Genomic DNA, 12,864 nt, shown 5'->3' with positions numbered 1-12,864 from the left:
GCGCGCCGGGCACAGCCCTGTGCGCGTCGTCCGGGGTCGATCAGTTGGAACCGGTCGCCGATGCGCGGTACTCGCTCGGCGTGAGGCCGTACTGATGGCGGAACGCGCGAGTGAAGGCAGCGGCATCGGTGAATCCCCATCGAGCGCCGATCGATGCGATCGTCTGGGGAGAGGCCGGGCTGGCGAGGTCGCGTCGGCTGGCTTCCAGGCGGCGGTGGCGTATCCAGCCACTGACCGTTTCCTGCTGATCCTCGAAGAGTTTCTGCAGGTAGCGGACCGAGATGTGATGTGCGGCTGCCACACTCGACACAGTGAGGGTGGAATCGTCCAGCCGCGCGTAGATATGCGCTTCGATGTGCGACTTCAGCGTGCGGCGGTAGATGTCTGGGTCGAGCAGGCCGAGGGTGCCCATGCGGTCGGCGATAACGGCCGAGAGCATGTCGAACACGGCGTCTGAAAGTGAGAGCGTCTCATTGAGAGACGCGATGTCGAGCTGACTGCTCAGCGCGCCGAGAAAAGATGATGCGATCGCGCCGAGCCCTTGCCGTCCGGAGAATCGCAGGGCGGTGAGGTGGGACAGCGTCTGCCGGTCGACATGCAGCGCTTCGGCGGGGAGCATGACGACGAACATGCGGTGCCGTTCCGCGAAATCGAGCGTGTACGGACGCGTGGTGTCGTAGAACGCGAAATCCCCCGGCGCAAGCGCGGCGTCCCGACCGTCTTGCGTGATGACGCTGTACCCGTCGAGTTGAAGGCTGAGCTTTATGTGTCCGGGGTCGGAGCGGGCAATCTGCCGCTCGCTGCGCGTAACGCGCACCGGTGACCCGCTCACAGTGGCGACGTTCGCCCGGGCCAGAGGCTGAGCGACAAGCGCGCCGGTGAATCGCCGTCGTTCCTCCGGGTCGGGATTATCTGCCATCAGAGGCACGAAACTGTGGTTGACGGCATCCCGCCAGGCGTCGAACCGCTCACTCTCGCTGAGCACCTCGCAGTCGAGCATCGCCCTCTCCTCGACGACCGCAATCTCCGTTGTCTGCGTCACCGTCCGGCCTCTCCGCTCCATTGCATCAGTCACAACATCATCCCTCATTCGGCGGGAACTGCGTGGTCTGGCCGACGTCTGTGCAGCGCCGCGCGTGAAGCGTGCAGAACCGGCATGGTGCAGTGCGTCTTGCGCACATACATCCTGGGACGGCGGAAATAGATTGTCGTGAGCCCGACGTGATCGTGGCACCCGTGAACATCGAACGGAATGAACAATGATGAACTTTCCACGCACGCTGAGCACCGCCGCCGGCATCATCGCAGTGGGTGTCCTCGCCTTGAGCGGATGCGCGTCGTCCGCACCCGAGGGTCAACAGGATGCTCAGGACGGCGGCCTCACGACCGTACGAGTCTCCGCCCTGGCTGGGGTGGGCGGAAACGCCGCCCTCTACATGGGGATCGAACAGGGTTTCTTCGAGGACGAGGGCCTCTCGCTCGACATTCAGGAAGTGCAGAACGAGTCCGCGTCCATCGCAGCTCTCCAGGGCGGTCAGGTGGATGTCGCCTACGCGCCCACGATGACGACGCTGACGGCGATCAGCCAAGGGATCGACCTTCGACTTCTCGCGGCAGCGGACGGTTATGCCGCGGGGGCCAACCAGCAACCCGACCTCTCCAAGGTGGATGGCACCAGCCTGTACGGCGACCCCGAGTCGGGCATCGATGACCTGCAGGACCTGAAGGGGAAGAAGATCGCGATCCCAGCCCGCAAGTCGCACTTCGAGATCGTGATCGCCCAGGCGTTGAAGAACGAAGGCATCGATCCGGGATCGGTCGAGTGGGTGACGATGGACTTCCAGTCCGCGTCGACGGCGCTCAAGGCCGGTCAGGTGGATGCCGCGAGTTTTGTCGAACCATTCGGATCCGAAGTGCGTTCGGCCGGCATGGAGCTTCTCCTGTCTCCCACCGTGTCGTTCTTCGAAGAAGGAGCGGTCGCGGTGTGGGCGACAACCCCGAAGGCGGAAGATGAGCTGGGATCGGCGCTCGCCGCGTTCCAGCGGGCGATTTACAAGGCGGGCGCCTACGCGGTGGCTCACGACAGCGAGACCAGAGCGAAGATCCTCGAGATCACGCAGATGGATGTCGCCCCCGAGGACCTCATCGTCGTGCATTGGCCCGACACGCTGACCGTGCGCGATGTCGAACCGATCGCCGAGAAGATGGTGAAGCTCGGCTTCCTGGATGCGTCCATGGACGCTGGCGCCCTGATCGTGGAGCAGCCATGATGGAGAAGAACCCCACCGCGACCGGCGTCACGATCGCGGAAGAAGCGATCCGCGTCGTGTGGTCCGAGGGAGACACCTCTCGCATCCCTGAGTTCTACACGGCCGACTTCGTCGCCCACCAGCCACGGCCTTCGCTGAACTGGACCGGGGCGCCCGAGACGATGGACTGGACCGGGCATGCCGGTCTGAAAGCCGTCGTCAACGCGGTCCGCGCCTCGTTCCCGGACTACACGGAGACACCTGAACTCGTCGTCGCGGACGGAGATCTCATCGCCATGCGGATGCGCAACCGCGGCACGCACACCGGTTCGCCCATCGGCAGACTGGCTGCGAGCGGGAAGAGGATCGACGTCGTGGACACGATGTTCGTCCGGATCTCGAATGGGAAGATCGCGGAGCAGTGGGGGCTCTTCGATGAGTTCTCCGTCGGCCTGCAACTCGGGCTCATCTCGCCGCACGATCTTCCCATGCTGGGCGAGTGACCTCGGCCGAGATGATACCAAGGAGATCCCGGTGACAATCAAACGCCTGATTCTCGGGGCCGTCGGCTTCCTGCTGATCCTCGCTATCTGGCAGTGGGCCGCAAGCGGCCCGCTGTCGGATGGGCCGCTGCCCACGGCGGCGGCGACATTGTCCGAGTTGCTGGCACTGCTTCCGACCGCAGAGTTCTGGGGCAGCGTGTGGCTCACGGTCCAGGTCGCGCTCGGTGGGTTCCTGATCGCCCTCGTCGCAGGGGTCGCTCTGGGAATAGGCACGGCATCATCACGAGTGACGATGCACGCGACCAGGGCCGTGCTGGAATTCTTGAAGCCGATCCCGCCCATCGTCATCCTCCCGCTGGTGGTGCTGGTGCTTGGCCCGACCATGGATATGGGAATTTTCCTCGTCTTCTTCGGCTGTCTGCTGCCCGTACTCATGCAGACAGCGGCCGGCGTCCTCGATGTCGACCCCGTCGCACTTGCTACGGGGCGATCATTCAGCATGGGGCGGGGGGAGATCCTCCGACGGATCGTGCTTCCCAGCGCGATGCCGCACATCGGGACGGCGATACGACTGTCGGTGCCGACGTCGCTGGTGACCGCCGTCGTCGCCGGGCTGCTCGGCGGCGGGCCGGGACTCGGGAACAGCCTGATCAAGGCCCAGCTGAGCGGGTCGCAGGAACTGCTATTCGCCTATGTCATCGCGCTCGGACTGCTGGGACTCGTTTTCCAAGCCGTGAGCGATGGCATCGAGAGTCGTGTCCTTCGTTGGCATCCGTCGTATCGAAAGGCAGTGCACTGATGACCAGCACCATCACCGAGGCGACGAGGACTCCTCGGCGCGCGGGCGCCGCGCTTCCGCGTCTGAGCCGCCGCACGCTCATCGCCATCGAAGTCATCGTGCCGACGCTGCTCATCGCCGCCTGGTGGGCTGCTTCTGCGGGCTCGACCGATCCGTTCTTCCCTCCGCTCTCCGCGATCCTCCTGCGCTTTCGTGAACTGTGGCTCTTCGATCATCTGCTCAGTGATGTCGTCCCGAGTCTCGCCAACCTGTTCGGAGGCTTCATCCTGGGCGGACTCGCCGGCATCCTCGTCGGCATCGTGCTCGGATTGTTCGCGCCTATGAAATGGGTGTTCGGTCCCGTGATCGACTTCTGGCGCGCGCTTCCGGCCGTCGCCCTCATCCCCATCTTCGTGTCGTTGATGGGTTTCGGAAACGAGACCCGGGTCTTCGCCATCGTCCTCGCAGCCTTCTTTCCCGTGGTGATCGCCACCATGGACGGGGTACGCGCGCTTGACCCCCAGCTACGTGATGTGTCGGCGGTGTACCGGCTCACCAGAAGCGAACGACTCTTCCGCGTGTATCTACCCGCGGCGGGCCCTCGCATCGCCTCAGGGCTGCAGGTGAGTCTGCAGGCCTCCTTCGTGGTCATGGTAGCCAGCGAGATGCTTGGCTCTTCGCTCGGCATCGGAGCGATGACCCTCATCGCCCAGCAGTCCTTCGCGATACCGGACATGTGGGCGGGCATCATCCTTCTCAGCGTCATCGGGTACGCCACCAACCTGCTCTTCAACATCGTCCGCGACCGCGTGCTCCGGTGGTACGTCCGCTCGCAGAAAATCGGAAAGGAATCGTGAGATGAGATCGATGGAAGAGGTGCACGTCGGCACTCGTGCTGATGCGCGCGAAGAGCCGCGGTTGAGCGTGCGCGGCCTCAGCAAGTCGTACGGGAATGGCGACGACGCAGTGAACGTCATCGCAGACCTCACCTTCGACGTCGCAATGGGGGAGATCGTGTCGATCGTCGGCCCATCCGGGGTCGGCAAGACCACCCTCCTCAAGTGCCTCACCGGACTGCAACCGCTCACAAGCGGCGCCGCACTGATCGACGGCCGACTCATCGACGGACCGCCCGAAGAGATGGCGCTCGTCTTCCAGGAATACACCCGTTCGTTGATGCCCTGGCTCACGGTGCGCAAGAATGTACTCCTCCCGCTGCGCCACCTCAGGCTTCCCAAGCCCGAGCTCCAACGTCGGATCGACGAGGCGATCGCCGCCGTCGGTTTGGAGCACGCCACGGAAAAATACCCGTGGCAACTTTCGGGCGGCATGCAGCAGCGCGTCGCGATCGCGCGAGCACTGGCCTATCGACCCGAAGTGCTCGTGATGGACGAACCGTTCGCATCAGTGGACGCGCAGACCCGGTTCGAGCTGGAAGACCTCTGCCTGACGATTCGAGATCAGTTCAACATGACCATCCTGGTCGTGACTCATGACATCGATGAAGCCGTCTATCTATCCGATCGCATCGTCGTCCTCGGGAAGAAACCCGCAGTCGTCACACGTCTGCTAGATGTCGACCTTCCCGGTCCACGCAGCCAGATCCGGACCCGCTCGCTGCCGCACTTCGCCGACATGCGCACGGAGGTTCTCTCGCTCATTCAGGAGGGAAAGACGTCGCAGTAGTCCTCTGATGGCGTCATCGGCCCCGGGAGCGACCGAAGAACCCATGATCGGTTTGCCGGTCAGCGCCACGCTCCGTACCACTTCCGTGGTGAGGAGACCAGGGGATCGCGATCCGAGACGATCAAGCGCATCGTGCTGAGCATGTCCGAGAGCAACCGTGAACCAGACGAGATGACCTCCGAGCAGAAGCGACGGGATCAACTCCTTCGTGCCGAGCATTCCACCGAGGCCGACGCCGCACCGCGCATCGAGGTCTCCGAGCACGACGGGAACGTGCGGATCGACATCGCCGAGACGGCGGCCGTGCGTCCGGGGCCGGGTCCGGGTGTCGACGGCGCAGATGAGCCGAGTTAGGCGTGCTGGCCGCGCATCGAAGAAATCACGCACCCTGTGCAGAATTGCAGAAGATGCAATAATGCTCGGATGCAAGAACCTGAGGGCCTGAGAGCGCGCAAGCAGCGGCAGACGCGGGACGCCATCCATCGCGCCGCCGTCGAGCTCGCGCTCGAGAACGGACCTGAAGGTGCCACGGTCGCGGCGATCAGCGCCCGCGTCGACATCTCGCCGCGCACGTTCTTCAACTACTACCCGACCAAGGAAGACGCCATCGTCGGGCTGCACGAGGGGCTGCCCTCCGACGAGGAGCTCGACGAGCTGCGCGCGGGAACCTCCGACGACCTCATCGACGACATCCTCACCTTGATGATCGGCGTCTTCACTCCCAGCGATGAGACGCTGCTCGAACACCGCAAAGCACTCATCGCGAAGCACCCGCACCTGATCCAGCGGCAGTGGGCGCGCATGATCGGCGTCGAGCAGCGCATCGCCGGCGTCGTCGCCGAGCGCATGCAGACCTCGGGCGCATTCACCGACCTCAGCGACATCGACGATGCCGCACGCGCCCTCGTCGTCACGTGCAACGCGGTGCTGCGCCTCAGCATCCGAAAAACCATCACCGAGCACGCCTCGACCGACGGCATCCGACCGCACGCCGACGAGACTCTGCACGCCCTTCGAGAGGTACTGCGCACACTGCCATGACCACGACGACCATCAGACCGCGCTCTCACGAAACGCGCCGAGGCATCATCCTGCTCTTCATCGGACTGGTGCTGGCGATGCTCCTCGCCGCACTCAGCCAGACGGTGCTGAGCGCCGCGATGCCCACCATGGTGGGCGAACTCGGCGGCGTCGACCAGATGCTCTGGGTGATGACGGCGTACATCCTCGCATCCACCATCATGATGCCGATCTACGGCAAGATGAGCGACCTCATCGGCCGCAAGGGGCCGATGATCTTCGCGATCGTCACGTTCATGGCCGGCTCCGTCGTCGGCGCGCTCGCTCCGGACATGACGGTGCTGATCGTCGCGCGGATCGTGCAGGGCCTCGGCGGGGGCGGCCTCATCATCCTGTCGCAGGCGATCATCGCAGACGTCATCCCCGCGCGCGAGCGCGGCAAGTACATGGGCATCATCGGCGCGGTCTTCGCCGTGTCGTCCGTGGCGGGTCCTCTGCTCGGCGGCTGGCTGACCGAAGAGGTCGACTGGCGCTGGACGTTCTGGCTGAACATCCCGCTCGGCCTGCTCGCCCTCACCGCCGCGCTCACGCTGCTGCACCTGCCGAAGGGCACGACCTCCAGGCCGAAGATCGACGTGCTCGGCATGATGACGCTCGCCGGCGCGACCGCCTGCCTGATCCTGGTCGCATCCTGGGGCGGCAACGACTTCGAATGGACCTCTCCGGTCATCCTCTCGCTCATCGCCGCGACCGTCGTGCTCGCCGTGCTGTTCGTCCTGGCAGAGCGCCGCGCGGCCGAGCCGATCATGCCGCTCGGGATGTTCCACGAGCGCAACTTCGTGCTCGCCACCGTCGCCGGCCTCCTCATCGGCGTCGCGATGTTCGGCGCGATCGGCTACTTGCCGACGTACCTGCAGATGACGTTCGGGCAGGATGCCACGACCGCGGGCATCCTGATGGTGCCGATGATGGGGATGATGCTGGTCACCTCGCTGCTCAGCGGCTGGCTCGTGAGCAGGTACGGCAGGTACAAGTGGATGCCCATCGCCGGCGCCCTGTTCATCGTCGTCGCGCTCGTGCTGCTCGGCCTGATGACGCCCGAGACCCCTCTGTGGCGCTTCTGCATCGACGTCGGACTGCTGGGCGCGGGCCTCGGGGTCAACATGCAGATCCTCGTGCTGATCGTGCAGAACTCGTTCCCGAACCGCATCGTCGGAACGGCCACCGCGGCGAACAACTTCTTCCGCCAGATCGGCGCATCGCTCGGCAGTGCGGTGATCGGCAGCCTGTTCGCCCTGCGGCTCGTGAACATCATCAGCGAACGGCTTCCCGCCGGGGCGGCCGCGGCACAGGTGGGCGAGGTCGCGTCGCTCACCCCGCACAGCGTGCTCGAGCTGCCCGCCGCCGCGCGCGACATCGTGGTGCACGGCTACAACGACGCGCTCACCCCGCTCCTGCTCGGCATGGCGCCGCTCGCCGTCGCAGCGTTCATCCTGCTCTGCTTCATCAAGGAGGTGCCGCTGAAGACGACGATCGAGCGCGACGTCGTGCACGATCGTGTTGGGGAAAGACAGGGCTGACAACCGCGGCAACCGGGCGCACACTGGTCTCACATCAACCGTGAGGAGCTGCCATGTCGTACAAGGTCGGATACTTCGTCGGAAGCCTGTCGTCCACCTCGATCAACCGCGTACTGTCGAAGGCGCTGATCAGCCTCGCCCCCGATGATCTCGAATTCACGGAGATCCCGATCGGCGACCTGCCCCTGTACAGTCCGGACTACGACTCGGACTATCCGGAGGTCGCCCGGAAGCTGAAGGACACCATCGCCGGCAGCGACGCGGTGCTCTTCGTCACCCCCGAGTACAACCGGGCCATTCCGGGCGCACTGAAGAACGCGATCGACTGGGCGTCGCGCCCGTGGGGCGAGAACTCGTTCGACCACATGCCGACGGCGGTGATCGGGGCGTCCATCGGCGTCATCGGCACGGCAGTGGCGCAGCAGAACCTGCGCTCGGTGATGGCCTTCTGCAATGCCCGCCAGATGACGGCGCCCGAGGCATACATCCACTTCTCCCCCGAGGTGTTCCGCGAGGACGGGACGATCACGAAGCCCGACACGGAGGAGTTCCTTCGCACGTTCATGAAGGAGTTCCACGAGCACGTCCAGCGGGTGCTGACCGTGCTGCCCCGCTCGTAAACGCGCGCGGACGAACTCTGGCATCATGCCCTCATGAGCAGCATCGGAGCCGTCTTCAGCCCGTATCAGCATCCCCCGGAGGATTTCAGAGCCGCGGTTCACGCGGCGGAGGCCGCCGGTCTCTCCCAGTTGTGGCTGTGGGAGGACTGCTTCCGCGAGTCGGCTTATGCGTCGGCGGCGGCCGCGTTGGCGTGGACCGAGAATCTGCGGGTCGGGATCGGCATCGCTCCGCTGCCGCTTCGCAACGTGGCGGTCACGGCGATGGAGGTCGCCACGATCGAGCGCATGTTCCCCGGCCGGCTCATGCCCGGTTTCGGTCACGGCGTGCTGGAGTGGATGGGGCAGGCCGGTGCGCGGGTGAAGTCGCCGTTGACGCTGATGCGTGAGCAGCTGCCCGCGCTGCGCGCACTGCTCGAGGGAGAAGAGGTCACGTTCTCCGGACGCTATGTGAACCTCGACCGCGTCCGGCTGGACTGGCCGCCGGATGCTGCACCTGCGGTGTACGCGGCGGGTGAGGGCCCGAAGACCCTGGCGCTCGCCGGTGCCGTCGCCGACGGCGCGATCCTCACCGGCGGCTACTCCTCGGCGGAGGTCGTCGACCAGATCGCCCGCGTGCGCGCCGGTGCGCGCGAGGCGGGCCGAGAGAATGAGCCGAAGATCGTCTCTTATCTCACGGCGGCGTTCGGCGACGGCGCGGAATCGCGGGTGCGCGAAGCGCTCGGCGAGCGGGGCATCGACGACGACCGCGCCGCATGGGGAGACCCCGCTGAAGTCGCCCAGGTCGTGCGACGCCTGAGGGATGTCGGCATCGATGACGTCGTGCTCTCGCCCGCAGCCGGCGAGCCGGACCTGGGCGAGTTCTTCCGCGCCGCGGTGGAGGTCGAGCGCCTGATCGGTTGAGCTCAGACCGTGCTCAGCGCCTGCTGCGCGTCGCGGGCTTCCTCAGCGCGGCTCGTACCGCACCGGCGAGTGCCCGGCGGCGACGATCGTGCGCAGCTGCTCGAGGGTGGCGCCCTGGCCGTCCAATGCCCGTGCCTGGACGAGCACGTTGCCCAGCGCGGTCGCCTCGACCGGTCCCGCGAAGACCGGCAGGCCGGCACGGTCGGCGGTCGCCTGGCAGAGCGGCTCGTTCAGCGAGCCGCCGCCGACGATGTGGATGCTGTCGACCGCGCGACCTGCCAGGTCTCCTGCCGTGCGCACGGCATCGGCGAACGCCGCGGCGATCGACTCGACGATCGTCCGGACGAACGCGGGGCGCCCGACCGGAACGTCATGACCGGATCGGCGCAGCAGCGCGGCGATACGCGCGGGCATGTCGCCGGGAGTGCTGAGCGAGGGGTCGTTCGCGTCGAACAGCGGCTCGTGAGCGTCCACCGCGCCGGCCTCCGCCGTCTTAGCATCCACCGCCCCGGCTTCCGCGAGCAGGGCCGGAAGATCGATCGGCCTGCCGTCCTCGGCCTCCCAGGCTCGGATGGTCTCGCTGAGCAGCCAGAGGCCGGTGACGTTGTGCAGAAAGCGGATGCGCCCGTCGACGCCGAGCTCATTGGTGAAGTTCGCCTCGCGTGCGGCATCCGACAGCACCGGCGCTTCGAGCTCGAGCCCGACGAGCCCCCACGTGCCGCACGAGATGTAGGCGGCATCGGGAGAGACCAGGGGAGCGGCGACCACCGCCGAGGCGGTGTCGTGCGACCCGACGGCGATCACCGGCAGAACCGAACCGATGCGGTCGGCGACGTCGGGCCGGAGGCGCCCGACGGTCTCGCCGGGGTTCACCAGCTCGGGCAGCATCCGGCGGGGTATGCCGAGCTGCTCGGCGAGCTCGAGATCCCACTCCGAGGAGCGCACGTCGAGCAGCCCTGTCGTCGAGGCGTTGGTGCGCTCGGCCACCTGCCGTCCGGTGAGCAGCCAGGCCACCAGATCGGGGATCAGCAGTGCCGCATCCGCCTCGGCCGTGCGGGCATCGACACGGTACTGATACAGGGTGTTGAACGGCAGGAACTGCAGCCCGTTGCGCTGATACAGCTGCGCGAACGGAACGATGTCGTGCACCTCGGCGATACCCCGCTCGGTGCGGTCGTCACGATAGTGGAACGGCTCGGCGAGCAGCGCCCCGTCGCGCAGCAGACCGTAGTCGACCGCCCACGAGTCGATGCCGATGCTCTCGATGGCCGGCTCGCGACGCACCGCCTCGGCGAGGCCGTCGACGATGCTCGCGTACAGCGCACCGAAATCCCAGTGCAGGCCGTCCTCGCGCTCGACGGGCCCGTTCGGGAAGCGCGAGACGAGCTCGAGGTCCACCGCATCGGCGGTGATCCGGCCGATCACCACCCGCCCGCTGGTCGCTCCGAGATCGACCGCAGCGACCGCGCGGGCGGTCATCGCAGGAACGCGGCGGCGACGCCGGAGTCGACAGGGACGTGCAGGCCGGTGGTGCGGCTGAGCTCGGGGCCGGTGAGCACGTACACGGCGTCCGCGACGTTCTCGGGCACGACCTCGCGCTTGAGGATGGTGCGGTTGGCGTAGAACTGACCGAGGTCCTCTTCTGCGACGCCGTAGGTCGCGGCGCGGTTGGCGCCCCAGCCCGAGGCGAAGATCCCCGAGCCGCGCACGACGCCGTCGGGGTTGATGCCGTTGACCCGGATGCCGTGCTCGCCGAGCTCCACGGCCAGCAGGCGCACCTGGTGGGCCTGATCGGCCTTGGTTGCCGAGTAGGCGATGTTGTTGGGACCGGCGAAGACCGAGTTCTTCGACGAGATGTAGATCACGTCGCCGCCGAGCTTCTGCTCGATCAGCACCTTCGCGGCGGCCTTCGAGACGAGGAACGAGCCCTTCGCCATCACGTCGTGCTGCAGGTCCCAGTCCTTCTCAGTGGTCTCCAGCAGCGGCTTCGACAGCGACAGGCCGGCATTGTTGACGACGAGGTCCACGCCGCCGAAGGCGAGGACCGCCTCGTTCAGCGCAGCCTGAACGGCATCAGCATCCGCCACATTCGCGGCGACGCCGATCGCGACGTCGGAGTCACCCAGTTCTGCGGCAGCCGCCTGCGCCTTCTCGAGGTCGAGGTCGGCGACGACGACGCACGCGCCTTCGGCCGCAAGGCGCGTGGCGATGGCCTTGCCGATGCCCGATGCCGCGCCGGTCACGAACGCGATGCGGCCCTGGTGGGTCTTCGGCTTCGGCATCCGCTGCAGCTTGGCTTCTTCAAGCGCCCAGTACTCGATGCGGAACTTCTCGGCGTCGGAGATGGGGGAGTACGTGGAGAGCGCCTCGGCGCCGCGCATCACGTTGATGGCGTTGACGTAGAACTCGCCGGCCACTCGGGCGGTCTGCTTGTTCGCGCCGTACGAGAACATGCCGACCCCGGGGATGAGCACGATCAGCGGGTCAGCGCCCCGGATAGCCGGGCTGTCGGCAGTCGCGTGCGCGTCGTAGTAGGCCAGGTAATCGGCACGGTACTCGGCGTGCAGCTCGTGCAGGCGCGCGATCTGCTCGTCGAGGGTCGCCGTGGCCGGCACGTCGAGGATCAGCGGCTTGACCTTGGTGCGGAGGAAGTGGTCGGGGCAGCTCGTGCCCAGGGCGGCGAGGGCGGGTGCCTTCTCGGATGCCAGGAAGCCCGTCACCACGTCGGAGTCGGTGAAGTGACCGACCATCGGCGTGTCGTGCGAGGCGATGCCACGGATCGTCGGCGCGAGCGCCGCCGCGCGCTCGCGACGCTCTGCGTCGGCAAGCGCCTCGAACCCGGAGCGCGCGCCGCCGAACGGCTCGGCTTTCCCGTGCTCGGCGATGTAGGCCGCCGCGGTGTCGATGATCCACAGGGAGTTCGCCTCGGCAGCATCCGACGTGTCTCCCCACGCCGTGATGCCGTGCCCGCCCAGGATGCAGCCGATGGCATCCGGGTTCTGCTTCTTGATCTCGGCGATGTCGAGACCCAGCTGGAAGCCGGGGCGACGCCACGGTACCCACACGACCTTCTCGCCGAAGATCTTCGCCGTCAGCTGCTCGCCGTCGGCCGCGGTGGCGATCGCGATGCCGCTGTCGGGGTGCAGGTGGTCGACGTGCGCGGCGTCGACGAGGCCGTGCATCGCGGTGTCGATCGAGGGAGCCGCGCCGCCCTTGCCGTGCAGGCAGTAGTCGAATGCGGCGACCATCTCGTCCTCGCGGTCGATGCCGGGGTAGACGTCGACCAGTGCGCGCATGCGGTCGAGTCGCAGCACGGCGAGGCCCTGCTCCGTGAGTGTGCCCAGGTCGCCGCCGGAGCCCTTCACCCACAGCAGCTCGACCGGCTGACCGGTGACCGGGTCGGTCTCGGTTCCCTTGGCCGAGGTGTTGCCGCCGGCGTAGTTGGTGTTCTTCGGGTCTGCGCCGAGACGGTTCGAACGCGCGATGAGGGAGGCGGCGGTGGGATTGGTCATGAGGCTCCGAACTCAA

The 12,864-nt window shown here is 66.6% G+C and carries 13 protein-coding genes; 10 read left to right on the top strand and 3 right to left on the bottom strand.

The features are described from left to right. Nucleotides 1-40: 40 nt before the first annotated feature. Nucleotides 41-1,000 carry an AraC-like ligand-binding domain-containing protein gene (locus ACQUSX_RS07295; RefSeq protein WP_428907609.1) on the bottom strand — a complete coding sequence of 320 codons (960 nt, stop codon included), beginning with the start codon at nucleotides 998-1,000 and terminating at the stop codon, nucleotides 41-43. A 262-nt stretch (nucleotides 1,001-1,262) separates the two neighbouring features. On the opposite strand from ACQUSX_RS07295, the gene ACQUSX_RS07290 reads away from it, so the two are divergent. From ACQUSX_RS07290 to ACQUSX_RS07245, 10 genes are all read left to right on the top strand, one after another. Then, nucleotides 1,263-2,270, top strand: a complete 1,008-nt coding sequence (locus ACQUSX_RS07290) for an ABC transporter substrate-binding protein (protein WP_428906284.1) — start codon at nucleotides 1,263-1,265, stop codon at nucleotides 2,268-2,270. Beyond that, entirely contained in the window at nucleotides 2,267-2,752 is a 486-nt protein-coding gene (locus ACQUSX_RS07285) for an ester cyclase (protein WP_428906283.1), read from the top strand. Before ACQUSX_RS07290 ends, ACQUSX_RS07285 begins: the two co-directional genes overlap by 4 nt. 31 nt (nucleotides 2,753-2,783) lie before the next feature. Beyond that, on the top strand, nucleotides 2,784-3,551 hold the full coding sequence (locus ACQUSX_RS07280) for an ABC transporter permease (protein ID WP_428906282.1): 768 nt from the start codon (nucleotides 2,784-2,786) through the stop codon (nucleotides 3,549-3,551). Then, nucleotides 3,551-4,387 (top strand): ABC transporter permease, encoded by an 837-nt coding sequence (locus ACQUSX_RS07275; protein ID WP_428906281.1) that lies wholly within the window; start codon nucleotides 3,551-3,553, stop codon nucleotides 4,385-4,387. The genes ACQUSX_RS07280 and ACQUSX_RS07275 overlap by 1 nt, the downstream gene beginning before the upstream one ends. A 10-nt stretch (nucleotides 4,388-4,397) precedes the next feature. Then, the gene (locus ACQUSX_RS07270) at nucleotides 4,398-5,216 is read left to right on the top strand and encodes an ABC transporter ATP-binding protein (RefSeq protein ID WP_428906280.1); all 819 of its coding nucleotides are present in this window, start codon (nucleotides 4,398-4,400) and stop codon (nucleotides 5,214-5,216) included. Between the two features lie 141 nt (nucleotides 5,217-5,357). Further along, complete coding sequence (locus ACQUSX_RS07265) at nucleotides 5,358-5,570, top strand: multidrug transporter (RefSeq protein ID WP_428906279.1); 213 nt, start codon at nucleotides 5,358-5,360, stop codon at nucleotides 5,568-5,570. A gap of 69 nt (nucleotides 5,571-5,639) precedes the next feature. After that, nucleotides 5,640-6,257, top strand: coding sequence for a TetR/AcrR family transcriptional regulator (locus tag ACQUSX_RS07260; protein ID WP_428906278.1), 618 nt, complete (start codon nucleotides 5,640-5,642; stop codon nucleotides 6,255-6,257). Next, a complete protein-coding gene (locus tag ACQUSX_RS07255; RefSeq protein ID WP_428906277.1) occupies nucleotides 6,254-7,816 on the top strand; it encodes an MDR family MFS transporter in 1,563 nt (520 codons plus the stop codon). Before ACQUSX_RS07260 ends, ACQUSX_RS07255 begins: the two co-directional genes overlap by 4 nt. Before the next feature lie 53 nt (nucleotides 7,817-7,869). Beyond that, on the top strand, nucleotides 7,870-8,436 hold the full coding sequence (locus tag ACQUSX_RS07250) for an NADPH-dependent FMN reductase (RefSeq protein WP_428906276.1): 567 nt from the start codon (nucleotides 7,870-7,872) through the stop codon (nucleotides 8,434-8,436). Nucleotides 8,437-8,469: 33 nt separating this feature from the next. Continuing rightward, the gene (locus ACQUSX_RS07245) at nucleotides 8,470-9,336 is read left to right on the top strand and encodes an LLM class flavin-dependent oxidoreductase (RefSeq protein ID WP_428906275.1); all 867 of its coding nucleotides are present in this window, start codon (nucleotides 8,470-8,472) and stop codon (nucleotides 9,334-9,336) included. A 42-nt stretch (nucleotides 9,337-9,378) separates the two neighbouring features. Here the strand turns inward: ACQUSX_RS07245 and ACQUSX_RS07240 are convergent, their stop codons facing one another. Both ACQUSX_RS07240 and ACQUSX_RS07235 read right to left on the bottom strand, forming a co-directional pair. Beyond that, complete coding sequence (locus tag ACQUSX_RS07240; RefSeq protein WP_428906274.1) at nucleotides 9,379-10,815, bottom strand: rhamnulokinase; 1,437 nt, start codon at nucleotides 10,813-10,815, stop codon at nucleotides 9,379-9,381. Next, the gene (locus ACQUSX_RS07235) at nucleotides 10,812-12,848 is read right to left on the bottom strand and encodes a bifunctional aldolase/short-chain dehydrogenase (protein ID WP_428906273.1); all 2,037 of its coding nucleotides are present in this window, start codon (nucleotides 12,846-12,848) and stop codon (nucleotides 10,812-10,814) included. The genes ACQUSX_RS07240 and ACQUSX_RS07235 overlap by 4 nt, the downstream gene beginning before the upstream one ends. Between the last annotated feature and the right edge of the window lie 16 nt (nucleotides 12,849-12,864).

It is taken from the genome of Microbacterium alcoholitolerans (genome assembly GCF_050408615.1).
Classification (GTDB): Bacteria; Actinomycetota; Actinomycetes; order Actinomycetales; family Microbacteriaceae; genus Microbacterium.
The sequence above is the reverse complement of the archived record's forward strand: the minus strand, read 5'-3'. Positions and strand labels throughout refer to the sequence as shown.